The 26991-nt window shown below is 61.9% G+C and carries 13 protein-coding genes; 1 reads left to right on the top strand and 12 read right to left on the bottom strand.

The window, feature by feature from the left end; genetic code table 11:
• Nucleotides 1-9 precede the first annotated feature (9 nt).
• The 6 genes from PP4_RS00910 to PP4_RS00885 form a co-directional block, all read right to left on the bottom strand.
• The gene (locus tag PP4_RS00910) at nt 10-1440 is read right to left on the bottom strand and encodes an efflux transporter outer membrane subunit (RefSeq protein ID WP_016497475.1); all 1431 of its coding nucleotides are present in this window, start codon (nt 1438-1440) and stop codon (nt 10-12) included.
• The gene (locus PP4_RS00905) at nt 1437-2312 is read right to left on the bottom strand and encodes an efflux RND transporter periplasmic adaptor subunit (RefSeq protein WP_016497474.1); all 876 of its coding nucleotides are present in this window, start codon (nt 2310-2312) and stop codon (nt 1437-1439) included. Before PP4_RS00905 ends, PP4_RS00910 begins: the two co-directional genes overlap by 4 nt.
• The gene (locus PP4_RS00900; RefSeq protein ID WP_016497473.1) at nt 2309-2521 is read right to left on the bottom strand and encodes a DUF1656 domain-containing protein; all 213 of its coding nucleotides are present in this window, start codon (nt 2519-2521) and stop codon (nt 2309-2311) included. The genes PP4_RS00905 and PP4_RS00900 overlap by 4 nt, the downstream gene beginning before the upstream one ends.
• Nucleotides 2518-4605, bottom strand: coding sequence for an FUSC family protein (locus PP4_RS00895; RefSeq protein ID WP_016497472.1), 2088 nt, complete (start codon nt 4603-4605; stop codon nt 2518-2520). Before PP4_RS00895 ends, PP4_RS00900 begins: the two co-directional genes overlap by 4 nt.
• Nucleotides 4602-5054 (bottom strand): MarR family winged helix-turn-helix transcriptional regulator, encoded by a 453-nt coding sequence (locus tag PP4_RS00890; protein ID WP_016497471.1) that lies wholly within the window; start codon nt 5052-5054, stop codon nt 4602-4604. Before PP4_RS00890 ends, PP4_RS00895 begins: the two co-directional genes overlap by 4 nt.
• A 212-nt stretch (nt 5055-5266) precedes the next feature.
• On the bottom strand, nt 5267-6061 hold the full coding sequence (locus PP4_RS00885) for a tetratricopeptide repeat protein (RefSeq protein WP_016497470.1): 795 nt from the start codon (nt 6059-6061) through the stop codon (nt 5267-5269).
• A gap of 207 nt (nt 6062-6268) precedes the next feature.
• On the opposite strand from PP4_RS00885, the gene PP4_RS00880 reads away from it, so the two are divergent.
• On the top strand, nt 6269-6829 hold the full coding sequence (locus PP4_RS00880; RefSeq protein WP_016497469.1) for a WCX domain-containing protein: 561 nt from the start codon (nt 6269-6271) through the stop codon (nt 6827-6829).
• A gap of 115 nt (nt 6830-6944) precedes the next feature.
• Here PP4_RS00880 and PP4_RS00875 read toward each other — a convergent pair whose 3' ends face one another.
• The 6 genes from PP4_RS00875 to PP4_RS00850 form a co-directional block, all read right to left on the bottom strand.
• Entirely contained in the window at nt 6945-7808 is an 864-nt protein-coding gene (locus PP4_RS00875; protein ID WP_016497468.1) for an ABC transporter permease, read from the bottom strand.
• A gap of 14 nt (nt 7809-7822) precedes the next feature.
• Complete coding sequence (locus PP4_RS00870; RefSeq protein WP_016497467.1) at nt 7823-8686, bottom strand: ABC transporter ATP-binding protein; 864 nt, start codon at nt 8684-8686, stop codon at nt 7823-7825.
• Nucleotides 8687-8692: 6 nt separating this feature from the next.
• Nucleotides 8693-9712, bottom strand: coding sequence for an ABC transporter substrate-binding protein (locus tag PP4_RS00865; RefSeq protein WP_016497466.1), 1020 nt, complete (start codon nt 9710-9712; stop codon nt 8693-8695).
• A 17-nt stretch (nt 9713-9729) separates the two neighbouring features.
• Nucleotides 9730-10629 carry a TauD/TfdA dioxygenase family protein gene (locus PP4_RS00860; protein WP_016497465.1) on the bottom strand — a complete coding sequence of 300 codons (900 nt, stop codon included), beginning with the start codon at nt 10627-10629 and terminating at the stop codon, nt 9730-9732.
• A gap of 199 nt (nt 10630-10828) precedes the next feature.
• Nucleotides 10829-11170, bottom strand: coding sequence for a hypothetical protein (locus PP4_RS00855; protein WP_016484321.1), 342 nt, complete (start codon nt 11168-11170; stop codon nt 10829-10831).
• A 285-nt stretch (nt 11171-11455) separates the two neighbouring features.
• Nucleotides 11456-26230, bottom strand: coding sequence for a retention module-containing protein (locus tag PP4_RS00850; protein ID WP_016497463.1), 14775 nt, complete (start codon nt 26228-26230; stop codon nt 11456-11458).
• Nucleotides 26231-26991 lie beyond the last annotated feature (761 nt).

Below are 26991 nucleotides of genomic sequence, written 5' to 3'. Positions count from 1 at the left end.
CTAGCAGATCTATGGGCGTGGCGGCTCAGCCGTACCTGCCTTCCAGCCCCCACCCAATGCCAGAAACACACCGATCTGCCCCATGGCTACCTGGCTATTGGCCGCCGCCAACTGCGCACGCATGTCGGTATAGGTGCGCGTGGCCTGCAAATCCGCCAGGAACGATTCACGCCCTGCCTGGTAATACCGGTGGGTCTGATCCGCCGCTTCCTTGGCCGATTTTTCTGCCTCGGCCAAGGCATCACGCCGGTCCAGCAGGGCGCTGTACTGCGCCAGGCGGGTCTGGGTTTCGCGAATGGCGTTCAGCACCACGCCATCGAAGTTCGCCAACGCCGCCTGGGTAGAGGCTTCGGCCATGCGAATACGCGCACGGGTGCCATTGGTGGGGATGGTCCAGCTGACCTGCGGGCCGAAGCCCCAGCGGTTGGTCGAAGGCTCGCCGAGATTTTCCAGAATGCCGATGGTGCCGACCTGGGCGCCAATGCTGATGTCCGGGTACAGCGCGCCGGTGGCCACGCCGATGTAGGCAGTGGCAGCAGCCAGCTGGCGCTCGGCCTGGCGCACGTCGGGGCGACGTTTGAGCAGCGCGGCGCCATCACCCACCGGGACCAGCTGGTTCAGGTGCGGCAGCTCGGCACAATCTGCGGTGCCGGCAGGCAACTGGTCGACCGGCTTGGCCAGCAGCGCGGCCAGTGTGTACATGCCGGTTTCGCGCTCGGCCTTGAAGCGTGGCAGTTCGGCGCGCAAGGATTTGAACTGGGTCTGCGAGCGGGTGACCTGGGTTTCATCACCGCGGCCAGCATCGCGCAGGCGCTGGTTGAGTGTGACGCTCTGCTCCTGCAGGTCCAGCGACTCACGGGCGATGTGGAGTTCCTCGTTGGCCGAGCACACCTGGGTATAAGCCTTGACCACATCCGCCACCAGGGTGATACGGGCGGTATCGGCAGCGGCCTGTACAGCGTCGGCATTGGCCTTGGCGGCCTCGGTGCCGCGCTTGAAGGTGCCCCACAGGTCGAACTGGTAAGAGGCACTGATGATGGCCTCGCCAATGTTGGCCACTGGTACCTTCTCGGGCTGCAGGAAGGCTTCGCCCGACTCCTGCAACCGCTGGGCGCCGAGTTTGACGCCACCATTGAAGCCACCTTGCGATTCGGCCACTTCGACCTGGGCGCGGGCCTTGGCGATGTTGGCCGCCGCCACGCGCAACTCGGTGTTGGCACTCAGGGCCTGACGCACCAGCGCGTTCAGCCGCTGGTCCTGATACAGCTGCCACCAGTCCTCGGGCACCGGCGCCGAGACCACGCTGTCGGCATCCTGGCGCAGGGGGCCGCTCAGGTCGCTGCGTTGCACCGCCGCGTCCTTGGGCACCTCATAGTCGGGCCCTACCATCATGCAGGCCCCTAGTGACAGGCACAGGCCGGCCAGGATCAGCTGTTTCATGGGCGCTCGCCCTCGATGATCGACACCGTGGCGGTGCGCCCGGCAATCATGCGGAAGTCCTGCGGCACTTCATCGAAGGCGATGCGCACCGGAATACGCTGGGCCAGACGCACCCAGCTGAACGCCGGGTTGACGTTGGGCAGCAGGTTGGCACCGCTGCTGCGGTCGCGGTCTTCGATGCCCGCAGCAAAGCTCTGCACATGGCCGCGCAGGCGGGTGTTGTCGCCCATTACGCGAATGTCCACGGCATCGCCAATGTGGATGCCACCCAGCTTGGTCTCTTCAAAGTAGCCATCGACGTGGTACGAGGTGCTGTCGACCACCGACAGCACCGGGCGGCCGGCGGTGACGAATTCGTGGTTACGCGGGGCGCGGTCGTTCAGGTAGCCGTCCACCGGGCTGCGCACCACCGAACGGTCGAGATTGAGCTGGGCGGTATCGACTGCCACCTGGGCCTCGCTGACAGCCGAGCGGGCTCGGGCCTCGCGGGACTGGCTTTCTTCCAGCTGCTCGGCGGCCACCAGGTTGCCCAGCTTGCGGTTGCGCTGCGCCTCGCGTGAGGCCTGGGCCAGGGTTTCCTGGCGTTCGCCCAGGGTGGCCTTGGCCTGGCGCAGGGCCAGGGTGAAGCGGTCCTGGTCGATGGTGAACAGCACGTCACCGCGTTTGACGGTCTGGTTGTCGCGCACCTCGACCTTCTGGATCAACCCCGACACATCGGGGGCGATCTGGATCACGTCGGCGCGGATGTGGCCGTCGCGGGTCCAGGGGGCAAACATGTAGTACACCACCATCTGCCACACGAGCACGGCGGCGAAGGTCACTACCAGCAAGGTCAGGACCACACGGCCCAAGGTCAGCAAAGGTTTTTTCATGGCAGCATCAGGTTTCGGCAAAAGTGGTCCACCGCGCCAAGCAGCACGGCATACAGAGCAACGTTGAACAACGCCCGGTGCCAGACCAGGCGGTAGAAATGCAGGCGCACCAGCACCGCGTGCACCCCCAGGAACACCAGGTAGGTGCCAAACATCATCACCAGCAGCGTGGGCAGAAACACCCCGCTGATATCCAGTTCACCAATCACAGGGGCGCTCCGTCGAGGCCAGGGGGCAGTTGCGGTTGTTCGGCGGGTTCGAGCATCACTTCCACGCCCGGCAACAGCGCCAGCCGCAGGCCACTCAGGGCATGCAACAGGTGGGTGCGGGCATCGCCACGCTCGTACAATTCATCCAGGTTCAGCGCCAGGCGTGCGCGTTCCATGTTGCGCAGCAGCGCGGCCGGGGCATGCAGGCGCTCACCGGCACGCAGGCAGGCGGCGTAGTGCGCGCCGACTTCTTCGACCACCGTGCGCAAGCGCTCGCGGGCCTGCTGGCCGGCGCGCGGCATATAGGCCAGCAGGTCGAGCAAGTTCAGCCCCACGCGCAGGTCACGCAGTGCCACGCCGCTGTCCTGGCCGGTTTGCGACAGGCGCGGCAGGTGCTGCATCAGGCGGTCGAGCATCTGCACGCCCACCTGGCGTTGCTCGGCCAGGGTCGCCGGCTCGGTCATTTCGACAATGTCGCGCCAGGCGAAGCGGGTCATGCGCTTGGCCGCCAGCTCCACGCCGAACGGGCGCATCACCAAGGTCCAGATGAACGCGAACAACAGGCCAACGGGGCCGGCCAGGTTGGCGTTGAGGAAGGTGAAGAAGTCGGCGTCGTAGGCACCCTGGATGCTGATGAAGGTCGAGGTGTTGACGATGGTCAGCAAGGTGCCCAGGTAGAAGCGCGGCTGCACGGTCAGGGTGCCGATACAGATGAACGGCACGGCAAACGCCAGCACCAGCATCGGGAAATCGTGCAGGTTGGGCAGCACCAGGAACAGGTACAGGCTGGAGAAGATGACCGACATCAGCGTCCAGAAGAAGAACCGGTAGATCTGTGGCGCCGGGTCGTCCATGGCAGCAAAGAAGCTGCACGACACGGCAGCAAGGATCACGGCGCTGGCGCCGTCGTTCCAGCCCAGGCCAATCCACAAGCCGCACGCCACCACAATCGCCAGTACGGTAGAGGCCACCGAGTACAGCATCAGGCCACGGTCGAAGAATGCCGTCAGGCGGCCCAGGCGCCAGTGGCGGTACACCGCGCGCCAAGGCTTGGCATCGTCAGTACGCAAGGCGTGCTGCAGGGTGCAGCAGTCCTGCCATAAGTCAGCCCATTCGGTCAGGCGGTACAGGGCGTTGGACAGCAGCAGTTCGGCGCGCTGGTCGAGGGCGGCGGCACCGGGCTGCAGGCGGTCGATCTGCTCGTGCAGCGCGGTCCAGCGCGTTACCGAAGCGCTGTGAGCAGTGCCTTTCAGCCATTCGCGCGCGGCTTCAAGCAAGGGTTGAAGCTGGGCGAACTGGGCCGGGGCTCGGCCCTCCAGGGCCACAAGTGCGTCGTCGAGCGCATCAATGACCGGCAGCAGGTGAATCATCCGCCCACGCAGCTCACGAGCGTTCTTCAGGGTATGTGGGCCGGCACCTTCGTGGCCTAGCTGGCCGATCATCAGCTCCAGCGAGTTGAAGGTGGCGACCATCGCCCCGCGCATGCCGCCGACCTTGTCGGCGCTGGCTTCGCGGGCCAGGTAGGTGTCGCTGTAGCGGATCGCCTCGGTGAACCAGTTACCGGTGGCGCCGACCACCACGGGGGCCAGCCGGCGCGGCCAGAAAATGGCGCCGACCACTGCCGCACAGACGATCCCCAGGCAAATTTCCTGCGCACGGGAGGACGCCACGTCGAACACCGCCAGCGGGTTGTCGACCACCGCCAGGGCGATCATCGGCAGGGTATAGCCAGCCAGCATCAACACGTAGTTGTTGGCCGTGCGCAGGTTCAGCGACAGGAACAGCAAGGTGCCGGTCCACAGGGCGATGGCGATGCTCAGCAGCAACGGCGACTGCACCAGCGGCGGCACCAGGAAAATCGCGCCACCGGCACCCAGCAACGTGCCCACGGCGCGGTACAACGCCTTGGAACTGGTTGGGCCGACGAACGGGCTGGAGACGATGTACACCGTGGCCATGGCCCAGTAGGGGCGAGGCAGCTGCATGAGCAACGCGATGTACAAGGCGATCATGGAGGCGGCGAAGGTACGCGCACCGTAGAACCAGTCGCGGGCCGGTGGTACTGAGCTGAAGAAGCCGTTCATGCCACCCCGCCCACACCGCCCAGGCCGGCTGCTTCGAAGGCGCGCAGCACGCGCAAGGTGGCTTCCAGGTCGGCCTGATCGATACCGTTGAGCACATCGCGGCGCAGGCGCACCAGCTCGGCTTCGATGGCCTCGGCCAGGGCACGGCCTTCGGTGGTCAGGCTCAGGGCCTTGGCGCGACGGTCCAGTGGGTCCTCGCTGCGGCACACCAGGCCAGCCTTGCACAGTTGGTCGAGCAGGCGCACCAGTGACGGGCTTTCCAGGCCGGCAGCCTGGGCTACGGCCACCTGGTGCACACCGTCGCCCAGGCGCACGATCATAAGCAGCGGCGCAGCGCAGGCTTCGGAAATGCCGTAACCGGTCAGGGCGGTATGGCAGATGCGCCGCCAATGACGGGCGGCGACCACCATGCCACTGCTGACTTGCAGGCGCAGGAGATCAAGGGACATGAAAGGAACCAAGGATATTCATAGTTTGCTAACTATCAATATACGCCTTGCCCTCCCCCTGTCGTCAACAGTGGGCGACGGACAACCAGGTTAAATGTTGTTCATTTTTTAGCCTGTGCCGGCCTCTTCGCGGGTAAACCCGCACCTACAGGTATCCCACAATTTGTGAGGCTTGTGGTTTCCCGCGAAGAGGCCCGCACAGGCTAAAAAAATCAGGGCTGGATCTGGTCTTCCAGCTTCATGGTCAGTGCCAGCGTGCTGCCCATCTGCACCGCCCGGTCCCGCCATTCCTGATAGCGCGCTGCATCACGGCTGCTGAAATGCACCGCCAGCTCCTCTGCCGCCTGCACCACCCCCGCCGCTGCCGCCAGCTCCAGCCAGTACAGCGCGGCCTTCAGGTCGGCCTCTACATACAGCCCGTGCATCAGCCGGTAACCCACCTCAAAGCGACAGCGTGCTTCACCCCGCTCGGCCCCGCGCATGAACCATTGGTAGGCCTGAACCAGGTCGACCTGCCAGTCCAGGTCGCCGTCGCATACCTCCTCCTCATACAGGTCGCCCAATGCCGCGGCCGCGTGGAGCATGCCCCGCTCAAAGGCCTGCCGATAGCACTCCGCTGCCTGCATGTAGGAAGGGTCGATGCCTTTGCCAAAGTAATGCTGCTGCCCCAGGTTGAACCAAGCGGCGGCATTGCCTTGCAGGGCCGCCATGCGCAGCAGGTGGCCGGCCAGCACGGTATCGGCACGCCAGTACTTGCCGTTGAGCCAGATCCACCCGAGGTCGTTGAGTGCCGCCACGTTGCCCAGCAACGCCTGGCGGCGCAGGTCGGCATACACCGCCTGCAGGTCGCTGGCCTCATCCAGGCGGTTGACCAGCATCGAGCGCTGGCTGGGCAGACCCACACCGGCAAACAGCCACTGTCGCCTCCCGACCGGGGCCGGTGGCGCAATGACCCGCTCGGGAAGAAGGCGGGCAAGCAGCGAATGGATATTGCTGGCAGCAGACATGTTCATCCTCATTGAACGACGCACAACCCCAACCTTCGGCTGTGATGAGGCGTGATTCTGCGTGACGTCACGTCAAAACCTGTCGCGAACGAATCGGCACACGGCAACCAAATGCGAGTTCCTTGATCTGAGCAGGCTGTGGCCAATTGCCATACAGCACGCGTGCCGCCATCCTGTTGCGGCAAGCCTAGACAAGGACGTTACATTTTGCCGTTCGCCACCACTCGCGCCACCCTCAGCCGTCAGTGGGCGCTGCTGCGCCAGCTGCCCAACCGCTCCCCCGGCATTACCAGCGCCGAGCTTGTCTGGGGCCTGCGCGATGTCGGCTTCACGGTCAGCAAACGCACTGTCGAGCGCGACCTCAATGAGCTGTCGCTGATCTTTCCGCTAGAGCGCAATGACAAGAGCATCCCGTTCGGCTGGCACTGGTCGGCGAGTGCAGTGGGCGAGTTGCGCGGTAACTTCGACTTGCTGACGCACCTACGGGGGGATGCATTGCAACCGGCGAAGGGTGAGGGGGTGGAGCTGGTGGCACGGATCAGCGATGCACTGGCGCGGCAACTGCGTGTTGCACCGTTGAGCAGCGACATGCAGCTGACGGCGCTGGAGCATGGGCATCGGTTGCGGGCCACGGTGAGTGACGGCTGGCCATTGCGCTGGTGGCTGTTGAGCCATGGGGATGGGTTGGTGGTGGAGCAGCCTGTGGTATTGAGGGAAGAGATTGGCAAGATCCTGAGCAATGCGGCAGCTCAGTACCAGAATCTGTAGCCTGTACCGGCCTCTTCGCGGGTAAACCCGCTCCCACAGGAGACCGGTGGACCTTGAGTAGTGCACACCTGTGGGAGCGGGTTTACCCGCGAAGGGGCCGGTACAGGCTTACGCACTAGCGCTGCATCCCCCAGCGCCGCACGGTCAGCCGCTCCAGGGTGTTGAACACCAACCCTTCCACCAGCAAACCGATCAGGATCACCACCGCCAACCCGGCAAATACCTTGTCGGTATACAGCTCGTTGCGGTTCTGGAAGATGTACCAGCCCAGCCCCCCTTTACCGCTGCTGGCGCCAAACACCAGTTCGGCGGCAATCAGGGTGCGCCAGGCAAAGGCCCAGCCGATCTTCAGCCCCGACAGGATCGACGGCAAAGCCGCCGGCACCAGGATGTGCAGCACCAGCCGCAGCCCTTTCAGGCCATAGTTGCGGCCCGCCATGCGCAGTGTTTCCGAGACGCCAAGAAAGCCCGCGTAGGTATTCAGGGCCAAAGCCCACAGCACCGAATGCACCAGCACGAAGATCAGGCTATTGTCGCCCAGCCCGAACCACAGCAAGGCCAGCGGCAGCAGGGCAATGGCCGGAAGCGGGTTGAACATCGAGGTCAATGTGCCCAGCAGGTCGCGGCCCAGCTGGGTCGAAACCGCCAGGCTGGTCAGGCCGAATGCCAGGACGATGCCCAGTACATAACCCTTGAGCAGAATCACCAGCGACACGCCAACCTTGGCCGGCAGTTCGCCACTGATCATCCCGTCCCACAGGGCCGCGGCGGTTTGCAAAAAGCCTGGCAACAGCAGGTCGTTGTCCTGATAGCGGGCAACGGCCTCCCACAGCACAGCGATCACCAGCAGGATAACCGCCTTGCGCAGCCAGCCTTGCTGCCACAGGCGCTGGGCCAACGGCAGTTGTCGTTCCAGAGGCACACTGAGCAGGGGCTCCAGCTGCACCTCGTATTCCTGGCGTACAGGTGTAGTGGTCATGGCTGAAGCTCCTGTCAGTAGGCGATGCGAATATCGTTAAAACCAAGCTCGTCAGGCTGTTGCGGGGTATCCGCCTCATCAAACAGCAGACGGTGGATACGCCGGGCACTGGCCTGGAAGTCGCTGCCACCCAGGCTGCCCAGGTCGTACTGATGGCTGTGCACTTCGGCCCGTACCCGCCCCGGGTGCGGCGACAGCAGCAGGATGCGGTTGCCAACCACCAGCGCCTCCTCGATGGAGTGGGTCACGAACAGCAGGGTGAACCGTACTTCCTCCCACAGCAGCAACAGCTCTTCCTGCATCTTGCGCCGGGTCAGCGCATCAAGGGCGGCGAACGGCTCATCCATCAACAGGATCTTTGGCTGCGTGGCCAAGGCCCGGGCAATCGCCACGCGGGCCTTCATGCCGCCCGACAAAGTGTGTGGGTAGGCATCGGCGAAGGCGGCCAGGCCGACTTTTTCCAGGTAATGCAGTGCCCGCTCTTCGGCTTCGGCGCGCTTGAGCTGGCCAGACACCAGCAGCGGGAACATGACGTTCTGCTTTACCGTTTTCCACGGCGGCAGCTGGTCAAATTCCTGGAACACCACGATGCGGTCGGGGCCCGGACCACGGACAGCCTGGCCCTGCAAAAGAATCTGCCCTTCCTGCGGCTGGATGAAACCGGCGACAGCCTTGAGCAAGGTGGACTTGCCGCAGCCTGAGGGGCCCAGCAGCACAAAGCGGTCGGCACGGTCGACTTCGAAGCTGACCTGGTGGGTGGCCCGCACCACGCGTTGCGCGGTGCGGTATTCGAGGCTGAGGTTATCCACCTGGAGCAAAGGCGGCGTTGCGACACGGCTCAGGTTGCTGGCCGTGTGGCCTGGCAATGGGGCGGTCATGATCGATCAGCTCCCTTGCAGCGGGCGTTCATCCTGGAAGAAGTAGTCCTTCCACGATTCCGGCTTGTGCTTGATGGCGCCTACCCGATAGAGAAAATCGGCCAGCTTGTAGGTGTTCTTTGGTGTGACGGTGAATTCGTACTGCGGGTTGTCGATCAGCTTGATCAACGCATCGCGGTCGATCTTGGCCTTGGTCACACGGATATAGGTGTCGGCGGCAGCGGCCTTGTCTTTCTGGGCGAAGTCTGCGGCTTCAGCCAGGGCGTCAACGAAGGCCTTGTAGGTTTTAGGGTTGTCCGTGCGGAATTTCTCGGTGGCAAACAGCAAGGTCGGCGAGTTGGGGCCGAGCAGGTCATAGCTATTGAGCACCACATGCACGTCCTTGTTGGCGAGCACCTGGTCCTGGAACGGTGGGTTGGAGAAGTGCCCGTTCAGCTCGGTACCGCCGGCCAGCAGCGCGGCAGTGGCATCGGGGTGAGGTACGGCGAGGGTGTATTTGTCGAGGCGGTTGTATTCCTTGTCGCCCCATTGCTGGGCGGCGGCGTACTGCAGGAAGCGCGACTGCACCGAAACACCGACCGCTGGCACAGCGATGCGGTCTTTGCTGGTGATGTCGGCGATGGTCTTCACGTTGGGGTTGCTGCTGACCAGGTAGTACGGGAAGTTGCCCAGCGAGGCCACGGCCTTCACATTCTGCCGACCCTTGGTGCGGTCCCACACCGTAAGCAGCGGGCCGACACCCGCGCCGGCGATGTCTACCGAACCGGACAGCAGTGCGTCGTTGATGGCCGAGCCACCCGACAGCTGGGCCCAGTCGACGTCGATGTCGATGCCCTGCTCCTTGCCGTGCTTTTCGATCAGGTGCTGGTCACGCACCACGTTCAGCAGCAGGTAGACGATGCCGAACTGTTCGGCAATGCGAATCTTGCCTTCGGCCTGGGCCACTGCAGGGGCAGCCAGGCTGCCAACGACCAGGCTTGCGCCCAGGCCGATGCTTGCCGCCAGGCGGCTGATGGATTTGCGCATGATGATGTCCTCAGTCGTCAGAACGGGGCGTCGCCCTGGATGGTGGTGCGGTACAGCTTGCGGCGCAGGTGTGCGGGGCAGCCGGCGGCCAGGTGGATCAACGAGCGGTTGTCCCAGAACACCAGGTCATGGGGCTGCCATTGGTGGCGGTAGATGTTCTGCTCCAGCACGCTCAGTGCGTACAGCTGTTGCAGCACGTCGCGGCTTTCATCGTCGGGCAGGCCGACGATGCGGGTGGTGAAGCCTTCACTGACAAACAGCGCCTTGCGGCCGTTTTCCGGGTGGGTGCGGACCACCGGGTGGATAACTTCCTGTACCTGCGCCAATTGCTCGGCGGTCAGGTTCGGGCGCCAGTTGCCTTCAAATTTGGTTTCGGCGTAACGGGCGGTATAGGAGTGGGCAGCACTGCGGCCCTCGACCACTTTGCGCAAGGCGTCGGGTACGGCGTCCCAGGCTTTGTGCATGTCGGCGAACAGCGTATCGCCGCCTTCGCGTGGCAGTTCCTGGGCATGCAGCATGGAACCGAGGCTGGGCAGCGCTTTGTATGAAAGGTCGGAGTGCCAGAACTTGCCAGCATCACCCAGGCCGATGTTCTGACCGTTTTCGATGATGTTGGAAACGATCAGGATCTCGGGATGGCCTGTAAGCAGGAACTGCTTGAGCACATGGATCTGCAACTCGCCAAAGCGGCGGCTGAAGGCAATCTGCTGTTCCGGGCTGATGCGCTGGTCGCGGAACACCAGCACATGGTGGTCGAGGTGGGCGCGATGGATACGGGCGAAATCCTCGGCGTTGACCGGTTTGGCCAGGTCCAGGCCGATGATCTCGGCGCCTACGGCACCGGAGAACGGGCGGATTTCGAAAACTTGCGGCTGGGCGCTGTCGATGGTCGACAAGGCGTTCGAGGCGGCTGACATTTATCACTCCCACGCAGTGCGCGACTTCAATGGCGCGCAACGATCAGAAACGCACGGGGATTTCCCGTGTGGGTTCAAGTCGTGCGGCGCATCGATTGGTCGACGGGTACGCAGTGGATGTGACTATAAAGTCATAAGCGCGATATTTTAAATACCTTTAAAGCATAACCATATCACTGTCGCCGGGGCTGCCTTGCTGTCAGATCAGCCCACCCTGCTCTTCTTCGTCGATCAGGTTGTTGAGGCTGCTGAGCGCCTTGCGCGCGGTGGAGCGGTTGAGCAGCTTGGCCTGTGCGCCGGCAGGCAGGTCGGTGATCTTGAATACCCCCTTGGCGGTCAGCACGTCGATGAGGTCCTCGAGCACGCGGATCATGTCCAGGTCACTTTGCTTGAGCTGGTTGAGGCTGTTTTCCACGACGTCATCGGCAAACCATTCCTGGATATCGGCATGGTCGGCGGGGAGCATTTCGGTGAACTGGTCAAAAGCAGCTGCTTCTACCCGCAGCAACTGGCCGGTGGCGTCGCGTTGCACGTAGAACATGGCGGTGTCCCTCGTCACGTTGGTTCCTTGTTGGTAGACAGCAGCATAGGCAAAGATCGCCGGGCGCGCAGGCCCGGCGCCAGAGTATGCGCTGTCAGCAGATTGCAGGAAAGACCCGTGTGGGAGCGGCCTTGTGTCGCGAAAGGGCCGCGTAGCGGCCCCAGCGGTCTGCGCATTGTTGCTGAAACCGCGGGGCCGCTACGCAGCCCTTTCGCGACACGAGGCCGCTCCCACAAAAGGCAGTGCAGACTTGGCGAATGGGCTGCATGGCAGCCCTAAAGCGCATCAGCTGTCTTTGTTGTGGATGATGATGGTCGGGTCAGCACCGCTGATCAACGAGTTGACCGTGGTGTTGGACCAGTTCACCCCTTCAAGCTTGATGGTCACATCGGCATTTGCCAGACCGCCAGCATCGTTGAGCTTGCCTTCGCTGCTGACCTGCAACGTGGTCGTGCCTTCCACGGTGGTGAGTTTCAGGTAGTTGTCGATCGTGCTGCCCTTCTCACCCTGCAGCAGATCGCTCAAGTCGATCTTGTCTTTCTCGCCTACCTTGAAGTCCTTGATCACGTCGTTGCCGTAATCGCCCGCCTTCCACACGAAGGTGTCGGCACCGCTGCCACCGATCAGGATATCGTCGCCGTGGCCACCGATCAGGGTGTCATTGCCAGTACCGCCCAGCAGGATGTCGTTACCCCTGCCACCATCGAGCGTGTCATTACCACCTTGGCCGAAGAGGATGTCGTTGCCGTTGCCGCCGGACAAGAAGTCCTTGCCGTCGTTGGCACCGGAGATATCGAACTCGGTGTAGTGCTCGGTGATGTACTGGTGCACGTTGCTGGTGGTAACAGCACTGGCTTCGACACCGCTCTTCTGCGCAACGTAAGTCTGCAGGGCCTGATACCCCTCGCTGACGACACCATTGAGGGTGATCAGGTCACCGAAGATGATGTCGTTGCCGTTGCCGCCATCGATGGTGTCGGCGCCGGGCAAGATCGCCTCGGAGTGGCCCAGAATCGCCTTGGCCAGGTCGGACGGGTCGATGTTGGCCTGTGGCTTGCCAGCAGTGTCATAGGCTGTCAGGTCGCTGAGCGAGACATCGCTGTTCAGGCCAATCGCCTGCACCTTGCTCAGACCGGTATCTTTGCCACCAAGTACGGCAAAGCTCGCAGTGGAGCCTGCCGCCGAGTAGTAATAGTTCCAGTAGTCAGCGTAGCCAGTACCCGCCAGGTCGGAGGTCTCGTAGGTACCATCACCTTGGGCATGGATCGTCCCGATCTCCTTGATCGAGTCGAGCCTGCCATTACTCTTGTAGGTAGAGACGGTGATGAGCCCGTTACTGCTGATCTCAACCTTGTGCGTACTGTCGGCCCAGGCGCTGAAGGTGTCGCCAATCTTGTAATTGTTGACGCTGACCACGTCATCCAGATACTTGCCATTGGTCCATAGGCGAGGGTTGGTGCTTTCCCCGTTCTGGTAGTAAGTCGGCTTGCCATCAGTAATGAAGTAGGTGAGGTTCTCCGCACCAGAGTTGCTCAAGGCCACAGTGCTCTTGAAGAAGTTGGACGTGGTCTTGAACGCGTCTTCGTAGTTGGTACCACCGCCGTAGCGAGAACCGCCCACCATCGAGTCCAGTACCGTCTGCAACTTGCTCAGGGCATCGGTATCGTTCAGGTTCACCGTCACGTTCTTGTTGACCTGGGTGTCGAAGTCGACCAAGAAGATGTTCACGGTCCCGGAGGAGTCGGAGCCCAGGCTCGCTTTCAGCGTCTGGAACACGGACGCCAGCTGGGCCTTGGCCGTGGCAACAGACTGGTCACTCATACTGCCCGAGCTGTCGACCATGAAGGCAATGTTGTAGTTCTTGCCCTGGACCACGTTAAGGCCCGACACGTCGGCGACGATGATGTCGTTGCCTTCGCTGCCGGTCATGGTGTCGTTGCCCGAAGTGCCCACGCTGGCCTTGTAGGTTGCGCCGTACACCGTCACCGGGATGTTGCCAGTGGTGATGGCCGAACCGCCCAGGCTTTCGGTGGCAGTCGAGGTGACCGTGATGTCGAACGAGCCTTTGTAGTAGGCCGGCGGCGTCAGGGTCAGGCCGCTGAGTTTCCAGCCGGTTACATCCACCGGTGCGCTGCCTACCGTGACCGTGTGGCCTGCACCATCGCTGAGTACAGTGCCTTTCGGGATGCCGCTGAGGCTAACATTCAGGGTTTCGGAGCCATCGGTGTCGGTCAGGGCAGTATTGATACCAACCAGTTTCACCGAGCCACCTTCCGGCCCTTCGTTTAGTTTGTAGCCGTCGTAGTAGCTCTGACCATTCACGGTGTGCAGGTCGGACACGCCCAGGCCAGCGTTGGCCATCTCGGTCACGTTCTGATACATCTTGATGCTCGAGCTGCTCAGGTCAGTGGGCGTACCCGAGCCTACCTGGATGTTCAGGTCATAGCTGCCTGGCCCAGACTGGTTGGCATGGTAGACCTCGATCGGGTAGTAGCCACTGGTGTTCGGGGTGAAGGTACCCGAAACCTGGCCACCGGCACCCCAGGTAGCCGTGACCACAGTCTTGCCACCAATGGTGACCACGAAGCTGTCGTCGGCGGTACCGCTGAAGGTGTAGGTCTTGCCGGCTTCCAGGTAGATCAGGCCCGACGTTTTCGAGCCGGTGCCAGCAGTGACGCTGCCATCAGACTGCACGTTGGTAGTAGTGCTGCTGGAGTTGGCGTTGCCAGAGTTGGCAAATACCGTCTTCAGGTCCTCGCCGGTAATGCCATTGCCACCAGTACCCAGGCCTTTGAGGCTGGTCCAGACTTCCTTGGTCAGGCCCTTGGATTCGATATCGGCGCTGCCGAAGCTGAGCGTAGGTTTGTCGGCTACCGGACTGATGTCGACCTTCATGGTCACTTCTGTGCCCAGGTTGGTGCCATCGTTCGGCTTGTACTTGAACTGTGCGTAGTCGGCCTTCTGGTTACCCACGCCATTGCCACCGTAGTTATCCGAGCCCGACTGGTTGAGCAGCGGAACGAACTTCAGGTTCTTGGCAATGATGTCAGCCTGGCTCACCACCTGGCCAACGGTCACGTTCACCCAGGCAGTACCGTTGAAGAACTGCAGGCTGCCTGCGCCCGGGATAGAGGTAATGGTCACCGACAGACCGGTGTTGCCATCGGCATCGGTGACTTTGAAATCACTCCAGGCGAACACGTAGTCGGTGTCTTCCACGCCAAACACCGCGCCTCCAGGCGAAACTGGCAGGTGGTCGTTGTCGAGGATGGTGGTAGTCACGCTCGATTTGCTGCTATCCACCTGCAGGTTCTCGAAGTTGCCACCGGTGGCAGTTTCGATTTTCACCACGAAGTTCTCGGTACCTTCGACCAGCTTGTCGTCGATGGTAGCGATGTTGAACGTGGTGCCTGTGCTGTTGGCCGGGATCTTCACGGTGGTGACACCGGTGAAGTCCTCACCGTTTTTGGCGGTGCCGCTGTAGCTGAGGGTGATCGTGACTTCGGCCTTGGAGGCGTTGCTCAGGGTCAGCGTGTACTGGCCGGTTTCGCCCTCGGTCAGCGAACCGGTGCCGGTGATGCCGACCGTGGTGACGTCACCTTGGTTGCCGGTGCCCGGGGTACCCGAGCCTGGCTCGTCGGTCACGGTGGTGCTGACCGAGGTCTTGTCCAGGGTCAGTTGCTCGAACTTGCCGACATCAGTGCCGCTGACCGAAGCGATCGACTTGATCACAGGGTCGTTTGCACCAACGTAGACGTTGTCCGGGGCAGTCACAGTGGCAGTACCCACGGTGCCGTTGGCCGGCACGGTGATGGTGGTCTTGCCATCGTTCAGGGTGAAGGTCAGCGCCGAGTGGTTGTTGATCGGCAGGCCATCTTTGTTGGTCAGCGTCACGGTGTAGGTGATCACGCCACCTTCGGTGACCGACGAGGTCGCAGTCAGTTTCGCGATGACTTCGTCGTTGGTGTCGGTGACATTGACCTTCGCCGCGTCGCCCAGCTGCAGGTTCTCGAAGGTACGGCCGCCTATGTCGGCTGCCGACTTGATACCCAGGCTGATTTCGCCGGCGTCTTTGTAGACGTCGTCGCCTTGTGCTGCGTGCTCGTATGGCGCGCTGGTCTGGCCGGCCTTGATGGTGACTTGAGCGTTGTTGCTCAGGGTCACGACCAGGTCGTTGGCCAGGGCGGTGTTGATGTGCACGGTGAACGTCGGTTTGACGTTCTCGGCTACCGAGGTCTGGTCGGCGGTGATGGTCACCAGCACCAGGTCGCCCTGGTTGCCGGTGCCCGGAGTGCCCGAACCTGGCTCGTCGGTGACGGCGGTGCTGACCGGGGTTTTATCCAGAGTCAGCTGCTCGAACTTGCCGACATCCGCGCCGGTGACCGACTGGATAGCCTTCACGACCGGAGCGTTGGTGCCGGTGTAGACGTTGTCCGGAGCCGTGACCGTAGCGGTGCCGGTTGTACCGTTAGCCGGGATGGTGATGGTGGTTTTGCCATCGTCCAGGGTAAAGGTCAGCGCACCGTGCTTGTCGATTGGCAGGCCGTCTTTGTTGGTCAGCGTCACGGTGTAGGTGATCACGCCACCTTCGGTGACCGACGAGGTCGCAGTCAGTTTCGCGATGACTTCGTCGTTGGTGTCGGTGACATTGACCTTCGCCGCGTCGCCCAGCTGCAGGTTCTCGAAGGTACGGCCGCCGATGTCGGCTGCCGACTTGATACCCAGGCTGATTTCGCCGGCGTCTTTGTAGACGTCGTCGCCTTGTGCTGCGTGCTCGTATGGCGCGCTGGTCTGGCCGGCCTTGATGGTGACTTGAGCGTTGTTGCTCAGGGTCACGACCAGGTCGTTGGCCAGGGCGGTGTTGATGTGCACGGTGAACGTCGGTTTGACGTTCTCGGCTACCGAGGTCTGGTCGGCGGTGATGGTCACCAGCACCAGGTCGCCCTGGTTGCCGGTGCCCGGAGTGCCCGAACCTGGCTCGTCGGTGACGGCGGTGCTGACCGGGGTTTTATCCAGAGTCAGCTGCTCGAACTTGCCGACATCCGCGCCGGTGACCGACTGGATAGCCTTCACGACCGGAGCGTTGGTGCCGGTGTAGACGTTGTCCGGAGCCGTGACCGTAGCGGTGCCGGTTGTACCGTTAGCCGGGATGGTGATGGTGGTTTTGCCATCGTCCAGGGTAAAGGTCAGCGCACCGTGCTTGTCGATTGGCAGGCCGTCTTTGTTGGTCAGCGTCACGGTGTAGGTGATCACGCCACCTTCGGTGACCGACGAGGTCGCAGTCAGTTTTGCGATGACTTCGTCGTTGGTGTCGGTGACATTGACCTTCGCCGCGTCGCCCAGCTGCAGGTTCTCGAAGGTACGGCCGCCGATGTCGGCTGCCGACTTGATACCCAGGCTGATTTCGCCGGCGTCTTTGTAGACGTCGTCGCCTTGTGCTGCGTGCTCGTATGGCGCGCTGGTCTGGCCGGCCTTGATGGTGACTTGAGCGTTGTTGCTCAGGGTCACGACCAGGTCGTTGGCCAGGGCGGTGTTGATGTGCACGGTGAACGTCGGTTTGACGTTCTCGGCTACCGAGGTCTGGTCGGCGGTGATGGTCACCAGCACCAGGTCGCCCTGGTTGCCGGTGCCCGGAGTGCCCGAACCTGGCTCGTCGGTGACGGCGGTGCTGACCGGGGTTTTATCCAGAGTCAGCTGCTCGAACTTGCCGACATCCGCGCCGGTGACCGACTGGATAGCCTTCACGACCGGAGCGTTGGTGCCGGTGTAGACGTTGTCCGGAGCCGTGACCGTAGCGGTGCCGGTTGTACCGTTAGCCGGGATGGTGATGGTGGTTTTGCCATCGTCCAGGGTAAAGGTCAGCGCACCGTGCTTGTCGATTGGCAGGCCGTCTTTGTTGGTCAGCGTCACGGTGTAGGTGATCACGCCACCTTCGGTGACCGACGAGGTCGCAGTCAGTTTTGCGATGACTTCGTCGTTGGTGTCGGTGACATTGACCTTCGCCGCGTCGCCCAGCTGCAGGTTCTCGAAGGTACGGCCGCCGATGTCGGCTGCCGACTTGATACCCAGGCTGATTTCGCCGGCGTCTTTGTAGACGTCGTCGCCTTGTGCTGCGTGCTCGTATGGCGCGCTGGTCTGGCCGGCCTTGATGGTGACTTGAGCGTTGTTGCTCAGGGTCACGACCAGGTCGTGGTCCAGCGGTTGATTGATGTGCACGGTGAACGTCGGTTTGACGTTCTCCGCCACCGAGGTCTGATCGGCCGTGATGGTGACTTTGACCAGATCGCCTTCGTTGTTGCCGCCTGGGGTGCCCGGGGTGCCTGGCTCGTCAGTGACCTGAGTGCTGACCGGGGTCTTGTCCAGGGTCAGTTGCTCGAACTTGCCAACATCAGCCCCTGCAACGGTCGCAATCGAGTTGACCACCGCTGGGTTGGTGCCGACGTAGACGTTGTCCGGGGCAGTCACGGTGATCGAGCCGCTGGTGCCGTTGGCCGGTACGGTGATGACGGTCTTACCGTCGCTCAGCGTGAAGGTCAGGGCGCCGTGGTTGTTGATCGGCAGGCCGTCTTTGTTGGTCAGCGTGATGGTATAGGTGATCTCGCCGCCTTCGGTGACCGAAGGGGTTGCGGTCAGCTTCGCCACCACTTCGTCGGTGGTGTCGGTCACTTGAACGGTGGCCGCATCGCCCAGTTGCAGGTTTTCGAAGGTCCGACCGTCCACGTCCACAGCGGACTTGATGCCAACGCTGATTTCACCGGCGTCGTTGTAGACGTCATCGCCTTGTGCCGCGTGCTCATATGGCGCGCTGGTCTGGCCGGCCTTGATGGTGACCTGGGCATTGTTGCTCAGGGTCACGACCAGGTCGTTGGCCAAGGCGGTGTTGATGTGCACGGTGAACGTCGGTTTGACGTTCTCGGCTACCGAGGTCTGGTCGGCGGTGATGGTCACCAGCACCAGGTCGCCCTGGTTGCCGGTGCCCGGAGTGCCCGAACCTGGCTCGTCGGTGACGGCGGTGCTGACCGGGGTTTTATCCAGAGTCAGCTGCTCGAACTTGCCGACATCCGCGCCAGCAACAGTCGCGATCGACTGCACTACCGGGGTGTTGCTGCCAACGTAGACGTTGTCCGGGGCAGTGACAGTAATCGAACCGCTGGTGCCATTGGCCGGCACGGTGATGACGGTCTTGCCGTCGCTCAGCGTGAAGGTCAGGGCGCCGTGGTTATTGATCGGCAGGCCGTCTTTGTTGGTCAGGGTGATGGTGTAGGTGATCTCGCCGCCTTCAGTCACCGAAGGGGTAGCGGTCAGCTTCGCCACGACTTCGTCGGTGGTGTCGGTGACATCCACTTTCGCAGCGCCGCCGAGCTCCAGGTTTTCGAAGGTACGACCATCAACGTCCACAGCGGACTTGATGCCAACGCTGATTTCACCGGCGTCGTTGTAAACGTCATCACCTTGTGCAGCGTGCTCGTACGGCGCGCTGGTGTCGCCGGCCTTGATGGTGACCTGGGCATTGTTGCTCAGGGTCACGACCAGGTCGTGGTCCAGTGGCTGGTTGATGTGCACGGTGAAGGTCGGTTTGACGTTCTCGGCCACCGAAGTCTGGTCGGCGGTGATGGTGACCTTGACCAGGTCGCCTTCGTTGTTGCCGCCTGGGGTACCTGGGTTGCCCGGAGTACCTGGCTCGTCAGTGACCTGAGTGCTGACCGGGGTCTTGTCGAGGGTCAGTTGCTCGAACTTGCCGACGTCAGCGCCCGCAACGGTCGCTATCGAGTTGACCACCGCTGGGTTGCTGCCGACGTAGACGTTGTCCGGAGCAGTCACGCTGATCGCACCGCTGGTGCCATTGGCCGGCACGGTGATGACGGTCTTGCCGTCGCTCAGCGTGAAGGTCAGGGCGCCATGGTTATTGATCGGCAGGCCGTCTTTGTTGGTCAGGGTGATGGTGTAGGTGATCTCGCCGCCTTCGGTGACCGAAGGGGTCGCGGTCAGCTTCGCCACGACTTCGTCGGTGGTGTCGGTGACATCCACTTTCGCAGCGCCGCCGAGCTCCAGGTTTTCGAAGGTACGACCATCAACGTCCACAGCAGACTTGATGCCAACGCTGATTTCACCGGCGTCGTTGTAAACGTCATCACCTTGTGCAGCGTGCTCGTACGGCGCGCTGGTGTCGCCGGCCTTGATGGTGACCTGGGCATTGTTGCTCAGGGTCACGACCAGGTCGTGGTCCAGTGGCTGGTTGATGTGCACGGTGAAGGTCGGTTTGACGTTCTCGGCCACCGAAGTCTGGTCGGCGGTGATGGTGACCTTGACCAGGTCGCCTTCGTTGTTGCCGCCTGGGGTACCTGGGTTGCCCGGAGTACCTGGCTCGTCAGTAACGGTGGTGCTGACCGGGGTTTTGTCGAGGGTCAGTTGCTCGAACTTGCCGACGTCAGCGCCCGCAACGGTCGCAATCGAGTTGACCACCGCTGGGTTGCTGCCGACGTAGACGTTGTCCGGAGCAGTCACGGTGACCGAACCGCTGGTGCCGTTGGCCGGCACGGTGATGACGGTCTTGCCGTCGCTCAGCGTGAAGGTCAGGGCGCCGTGGTTATTGATCGGCAGACCGTCTTTGTTGGTCAGGGTGATGGTGTAGGTGATCTCGCCGCCTTCGGTGACCGAAGGGGTCGCGGTCAGCTTCGCTACCACTTCATCAGTGGTGTCGGTCACTTGAACGGTGGCCGCACCGCCCAGTTGCAGGTTCTCGAAGGTGGCGCCAGTGGCGTCGACCGCCGAATTGATGCCCAGGCTGATCTGGCCAGCGTCGTTGTAAACGTCGTCGCCTTGTGCCGCGTGCTCGTAAGGCGCGCTGGTGTCGCCGGCCTTGATGGTGACCTGGGCATTGTTGCTCAGGGTCACGACCAGGTCGTGGTCCAGTGGCTGGTTGATGTGCACGGTGAAGGTCGGTTTGACGTTCTCGGCGACCGAAGTCTGGTCGGCGGTGATGGTGACCTGCACCAGGTCGCCCTGGTTGCCGGTGCCCGGAGTGCCCGAACCTGGTTCGTCGGTGACAGTGGTGCTCACCGGAGTCTTGTCCAGGGTCAGCTGCTCGAACTTACCGACGTCAGCGCCCGCAACGGTCGCTATCGAGTTGACCACCGCTGGGTTGCTGCCGACGTAGACGTTGTCCGGAGCAGTCACGCTGATCGCACCGCTGGTGCCATTGGCCGGCACGGTGATGACGGTCTTGCCGTCGCTCAGCGTGAAGGTCAGGGCGCCGTGGTTGTTGATCGGCAGGCCGTCTTTGTTGGTCAGGGTGATGGTGTAGGTGATCTCGCCGCCTTCAGTCACCGAAGGGGTAGCGGTCAGCTTCGCCACCACTTCGTCGGTGGTGTCGGTGACATCCACTTTCGCAGCGCCGCCGAGCTCCAGGTTTTCGAAGGTACGACCATCAACGTCCACAGCGGACTTGATGCCAACGCTGATCTCACCGGCGTCGTTGTAGACGTCGTCGCCCTGCGCATCGTGGGTATACGGCGCGCTGGTATCACCGGCCTTGATGGTGACCTGGGCATTGTTGCTCAGGGTCACGACCAGGTCGTGGTCCAGTGGCTGGTTGATGTGCACGGTGAAGGTCGGTTTGACGTTCTCGGCCACCGAAGTCTGGTCGGCGGTGATGGTGACCTTGACCAGGTCGCCTTCGTTGTTGCCGCCTGGGGTACCTGGGTTGCCCGGAGTACCTGGCTCGTCAGTAACGGTGGTGCTGACCGGGGTTTTGTCGAGGGTCAGTTGCTCGAACTTGCCGACGTCAGCGCCCGCAACGGTCGCAATCGAGTTGACCACCGCTGGGTTGCTGCCGACGTAGACGTTGTCCGGAGCAGTCACGGTGACCGAACCGCTGGTGCCGTTGGCCGGCACGGTGATGACGGTCTTGCCGTCGCTCAGCGTGAAGGTCAGGGCGCCGTGGTTATTGATCGGCAGACCGTCTTTGTTGGTCAGGGTGATGGTGTAGGTGATCTCGCCGCCTTCGGTGACCGAAGGGGTCGCGGTCAGCTTCGCTACCACTTCATCAGTGGTGTCGGTCACTTGAACGGTGGCCGCACCGCCCAGTTGCAGGTTCTCGAAGGTGGCGCCAGTGGCGTCGACCGCCGAATTGATGCCCAGGCTGATCTGGCCAGCGTCGTTGTAAACGTCGTCGCCTTGTGCCGCGTGCTCGTAAGGCGCGCTGGTGTCGCCGGCCTTGATGGTGACCTGGGCATTGTTGCTCAGGGTCACGACCAGGTCGTGGTCCAGTGGCTGGTTGATGTGCACGGTGAAGGTCGGTTTGACGTTCTCGGCGACCGAAGTCTGGTCGGCGGTGATGGTGACCTGCACCAGGTCGCCCTGGTTGCCGGTGCCCGGAGTGCCCGAACCTGGTTCGTCGGTGACAGTGGTGCTCACCGGAGTCTTGTCCAGGGTCAGCTGCTCGAACTTACCGACGTCAGCGCCCGCAACGGTCGCTATCGAGTTGACCACCGCTGGGTTGCTGCCGACGTAGACGTTGTCCGGAGCAGTCACGCTGATCGCACCGCTGGTGCCATTGGCCGGCACGGTGATGACGGTCTTGCCGTCGCTCAGCGTGAAGGTCAGGGCGCCGTGGTTGTTGATCGGCAGGCCGTCTTTGTTGGTCAGGGTGATGGTGTAGGTGATCTCGCCGCCTTCAGTCACCGAAGGGGTAGCGGTCAGCTTCGCCACCACTTCGTCGGTGGTGTCGGTGACATCCACTTTCGCAGCGCCGCCGAGCTCCAGGTTTTCGAAGGTACGACCATCAACGTCCACAGCGGACTTGATGCCAACGCTGATCTCACCGGCGTCGTTGTAGACGTCGTCGCCCTGCGCATCGTGGGTATACGGCGCGCTGGTATCACCGGCCTTGATGGTGACCTGGGCATTGTTGCTCAGGGTCACGACCAGGTCGTGGTCCAGTGGCTGGTTGATGTGCACGGTGAAGGTCGGTTTGACGTTCTCGGCCACCGAAGTCTGGTCGGCGGTGATGGTGACCTTGACCAGATCGCCTTCGTTGTTGCCGCCTGGGTTGCCCGGGGTACCTGGCTCGTCAGTAACAGTGGTGCTGACCGGCGTCTTGTCGAGGGTCAGTTGCTCGAACTTACCGACGTCAGCGCCCGCAACGGTCGCGATGGAGTTGACCACCGCTGGGTTGCTGCCGACGTAGACGTTGTCCGGGGCAGTCACGGTGATCGAGCCGGTAGTGCCGTTGGCCGGCACGGTGATGACGGTTTTACCGTCGCTCAGCGTGAAGGTCAGGGCGCCGTGGTTGTTGATCGGCAGGCCGTCTTTGTTGGTCAGGGTGATGGTGTAGGTGATCTCGCCGCCTTCGGTCACCGAAGGGGTAGCGGTCAGTTTCGCCACCACTTCGTCGGTGGTGTCGGTGACATCCACTTTCGCAGCGCCGCCGAGCTCCAGGTTTTCGAAAGTCGCACCGGTGGCGTCCACAGCCGATTTGATGCCAACGCTGATTTCACCGGCGTCGTTGTAGACGTCGTCGCCCTGCGCATCGTGGGTGTACGGCGCGCTGGTGTCGCCCGCCTTGATGGTGACCTGGGCATTGTTGCTCAGGGTCACAACCAAGTCGTGGTCCAGCGGCTGGTTGATGTGCACGGTGAAGGTCGGTTTGACGTTCTCGGCGACCGAAGTCTGGTCGGCGGTGATGGTGACCTGCACCAGGTCGCCCTGGTTGCCGGTGCCCGGAGTGCCCGAACCTGGTTCGTCGGTGACAGTGGTGCTCACCGGAGTCTTGTCCAAGGTCAGCTGCTCGAACTTGCCGACATCCGCGCCAGCAACAGTGGCGATAGACTGCACCACCGGGGTGTTACTGCCGACGTAGACGTTGTCCGGGGCAGTCACGGTGATCGAACCGCTGGTGCCATTGGCCGGTACGGTGATGACGGTCTTACCGTCGCTCAGCGTGAAGGTCAGGGCGCCGTGATTGTTGATCGGCAGACCGTCTTTGTTGGTCAGCGTGATGGTGTAAGTGATTTCGCCACCTTCGGTCACCGAAGGGGTTGCGGTCAGCTTCGCTACCACTTCGTCGGTGGTGTCGGTCACTTGAACGGTAGCCGCGCCGCCAAGCTGCAGGTTCTCGAAGGTCGCACCGGTAGCATCTACCGCCGAGTTGATGCCCAGGCTGATTTCGCCCGAGTCTTTGTAGACGTCATCGCCTTGTGCGTCGTGAGTGTACGGTGCGCTTGTCTCGCCGGCCTTGATGGTGACCTGAGCGTTGTTGCTCAGGGTCACGACCAGATCGTGGTCCAGCGGTTGGTTGACGTGCACGGTGAACGTCGGTTTGACGTTCTCGGCCACCGAGGTCTGGTCGGCGGTGATGGTGACTTTGACCAAGTCACCTTCGTTGCCTGGGGTGCCCGGCTCATCGGTTACCTGGGTGCTGACCGGGGTCTTGTCCAGGTTCAGGTTTTCAAACTTCCACGCGTCCGCGCCGCTGACGGCATCGATGGCATTGACCACCGGCTGGTTAGTCCCGACATAGACGTTATCCGGCGCGGTTGCAGTGGCTGAACCGGTGGTGCTGTTGGCGGCCACAACGACCGTCGTGCCATCGGTCAGCTTGAAGTACAGCTCTGCATGGTTGTTGATCGGCAGACCATCTTTGTTGGTCAGGGTGATGGTGTAGGTGATCTCGCCACCTTCGGTCACCGACGGGCTCGCCGTCAGGGTTGCGGTGGTAGTGTCTACCGAATCGTTGATCGTGGTCTGAGCCGGGGTCGGATTCGGGGTCAGCTGCTCGAAGTTGCCGCCGGTGGCGTTTTCGATGGTGACACTGACGGTCGAGCCGTTGTTGTAGACGTCGTTCGCCGGGGTCTGGAAATCAACGCTGCCTTGGGTTTTGCCGGCCTCAACGGTGATGGTCTGGCCGTTGGACAGGGTCACGGTTACCGGCGTCTGGGCAGGGTTGCTCAGGGTCACGGTGTAGGTGATCACGCCGCCTTCAGTAACGCTTGGCGAAGCGGTCAGGGTCGCTGTGGTGGTGTCTACCGAATCGTTGATCGTGGTCTGAGCCGGGGTCGGGTTCGGCGTCAACTGCTCGAAGTTACCGCCAGTGGCGTTTTCGATGGTGACACTGACAGTCGAACCGTTGTTATAGACGTCGTTCGCCGGGGTCTGGAAGTCGACACTGCCCTGGGTTTTGCCGGCTTCAACGGTGATGGTCTGGCCGTTGGACAGGGTCACGGTTACCGGAGTTTGGGCAGGGTTGCTCAGGGTCACGGTGTAGGTGATCACGCCACCTTCAGTAACGCTTGGCGAAGCAGTCAAAGTCGCAGTGGTGGTGTCTACCGAATCGTTGATCGTGGTCTGAGCCGGGGTCGGATTCGGGGTCAGTTGCTCGAAGTTGCCGCCGGTGGCGTTTTCGATAGTGACGCTGACGGTCGAACCGTTGTTGTAGACGTCATTCGCCGGGGTCTGGAAATCAACGCTGCCTTGGGTTTTGCCCGCTTCAACAGTGATGGTCTGCCCATTGGACAGGGTCACGGTCACCGGCGTCTGGGCAGGGTTGCTCAGGGTCACGGTGTAGGTGATCACGCCACCTTCAGTGACGCTTGGCGAAGCGGTCAGGGTTGCGGTGGTGGTGTCGACCGAATCGTTGATCGTGGTCTGAGCCGGGGTCGGATTCGGGGTCAGCTGCTCGAAGTTACCGCCAGTGGCGTTCTCGATGGTGACGCTGACAGTCGAACCGTTGTTGTAGACGTCGTTCGGCGGGGTCTGGAAATCAACGCTGCCTTGGGTTTTGCCCGCTTCAACAGTGATGATCTGCCCATTGGACAGTGTCACGGTTACCGGCGTCTGGGCAGGGTTGCTCAGGGTCACGGTGTAGGTGATCACGCCACCTTCAGTGACGCTTGGCGAAGCGGTCAGAGTGGCGGTCGTGTTATCGACCGAGTCACTGATTACCGTTTCAGCCGGTGCAGGGTTCGGCGTCAGTTGCTCGAAATTGCCACCTGTAGCGCCGGTGATCGTGGTACTGACGGTCGAACCGTTGTTGTAGACGTCGTTCGCCGGGGTCTGGAAGTCGACGCTGCCTTGGGTCTTGCCAGCTTCGATGGTGATTACCTGCCCGTTGGACAGCGTCACGGTCACCGGCGTCTGGGCAGGGTTGCTCAGGGTCACGGTGTAGGTAATTACGCCACCTTCGGTCACCGACGGGTTCGCCGTCAGCGTCGCAGTGGTGGTGTCGATGGTATCGGTAACCTGGGTGACTGCCGGCGTTTGCGGCACTGTCACCGTCAGGCCGTTGCCGCCGGTGGTACCCGTTACAGTTGCCGAGATCTGGCCACCGTCGATATAAGGCGTGTCATTTGCCGGGACCACGACATTGACGCTGCCGCTGGTCTGCCCGGCCGGGATGACGATTACGGCACCATTGGACAGGGTGACGACCAGGTTGGTGGTCGGCGCCTGGCCAACCGTGGCGGTATAGACGATTACGCCACCCGCTTCGCTGATGGAAGGAGTGGCGCCAAGAATCAGGTCGGTAGCAACGTTGGTGTCGATCGTCGGCGTAGTCACTTGGTTATTGCTGGTGGTATCCAGCAAGCCAACCTCTTCGCTGTCGAGCCCGGTAGCAAAGCCCAGCCCTTCCGTCGGGAAGCCAACGGTAGCATCGACCCGACCCGCGGTTTCTTCGAGCATCACGAAGCTGTGACCACCGCCAAGCGCGCCGCCGCCGCCCGCTGCGGACGGGCCAGCTGCGGTGGCTTCAAGCTCGGTAGTCGGGTCGACACCGGCCGCGATCGCCTGTTGCAGCTCTTCTACCGACGGCGCGGCCTGCGCGGTCGCCTGGCTCAGGTCGGTGCTGCTGTCAGGCGCATCGGCGCTCCACTGGCTGTCGCGGCCCAGGTCAAGCAGACGGCCATCGGCTAGCTCCAAAGTAACTGCGCCACCCGGGCCAGTGAGCACTTCCTCACCTGCCAGCAGGCGGTCCCCTTCGATGAGCACACGACGAATGCCCTCTGGGGATACCGCAATAACCTGGCCGACAATGCTTTTGACGATGGCTACAACGCTGCTCATTGGACTCTCCGTGTGACCCTATGGGTACTTCCATGCCAGAGCGGCACTCGCAAGCCACTGCAGGCGGAACTATGTCGATGATCTCTTGACGCTTTATTGCGTCAATTTTTCGTCTATAACTATTTGGAATTACTTAAATGCCAAACTATTGACCTTATAGAGGCCATCCTAAACAATCGGCAATGTAATGTCACATTGATATTTGTACCTTAGCCAACCGTTCATTGAGGACAAATGTCGTACATCATCGAAAGCTTGCTTAACGCTAGTTCCAGCGACGTTTTTAACGCCGGGACATCGGCATTTAATGCTGCAGAACAGCCGCCCATCGGCAACCGTCAAACGTGCACGCGTCAATTTTCAGATTACTTTCGCGCCCCAGGCTGCCAACTCCTTACAAGCACAAACCTTGCCTGAAACCGGACAGGCCGGGGCGTCAAAACGAGGCAACATCGGGGCTGTATAGGGTTCGAGCCAACGCCAGCCTTTTACAGCGCCCGGCCTGCGACAACGCTTCATCGCAGATCAGACAGATAGAGAACGATTGCGCAGATACTGACACCGCGATGATGGCAAACCCTTGACGATTTCTGAACCAGCGCCAAGCGTGCAAGCAGACTTTGTACGATGAATTTTAACGATCAGCACTTTTAAAACCGTCAACAAATCAGCGCCCATTAAATGACGAAGACAAAGATCGATCATAGGCGGCCCACTCACTGTCTGGCGGGCAGGCTATGCTGCTGAAAGTGCTTCAGGCT

Source organism: Pseudomonas putida NBRC 14164 (assembly GCF_000412675.1).
GTDB lineage: Bacteria > Pseudomonadota > Gammaproteobacteria > Pseudomonadales > Pseudomonadaceae > Aquipseudomonas > Aquipseudomonas putida.
Note: the sequence above shows the minus strand (reverse complement) of the source record. Positions and strands in the feature narration are given on the sequence as shown.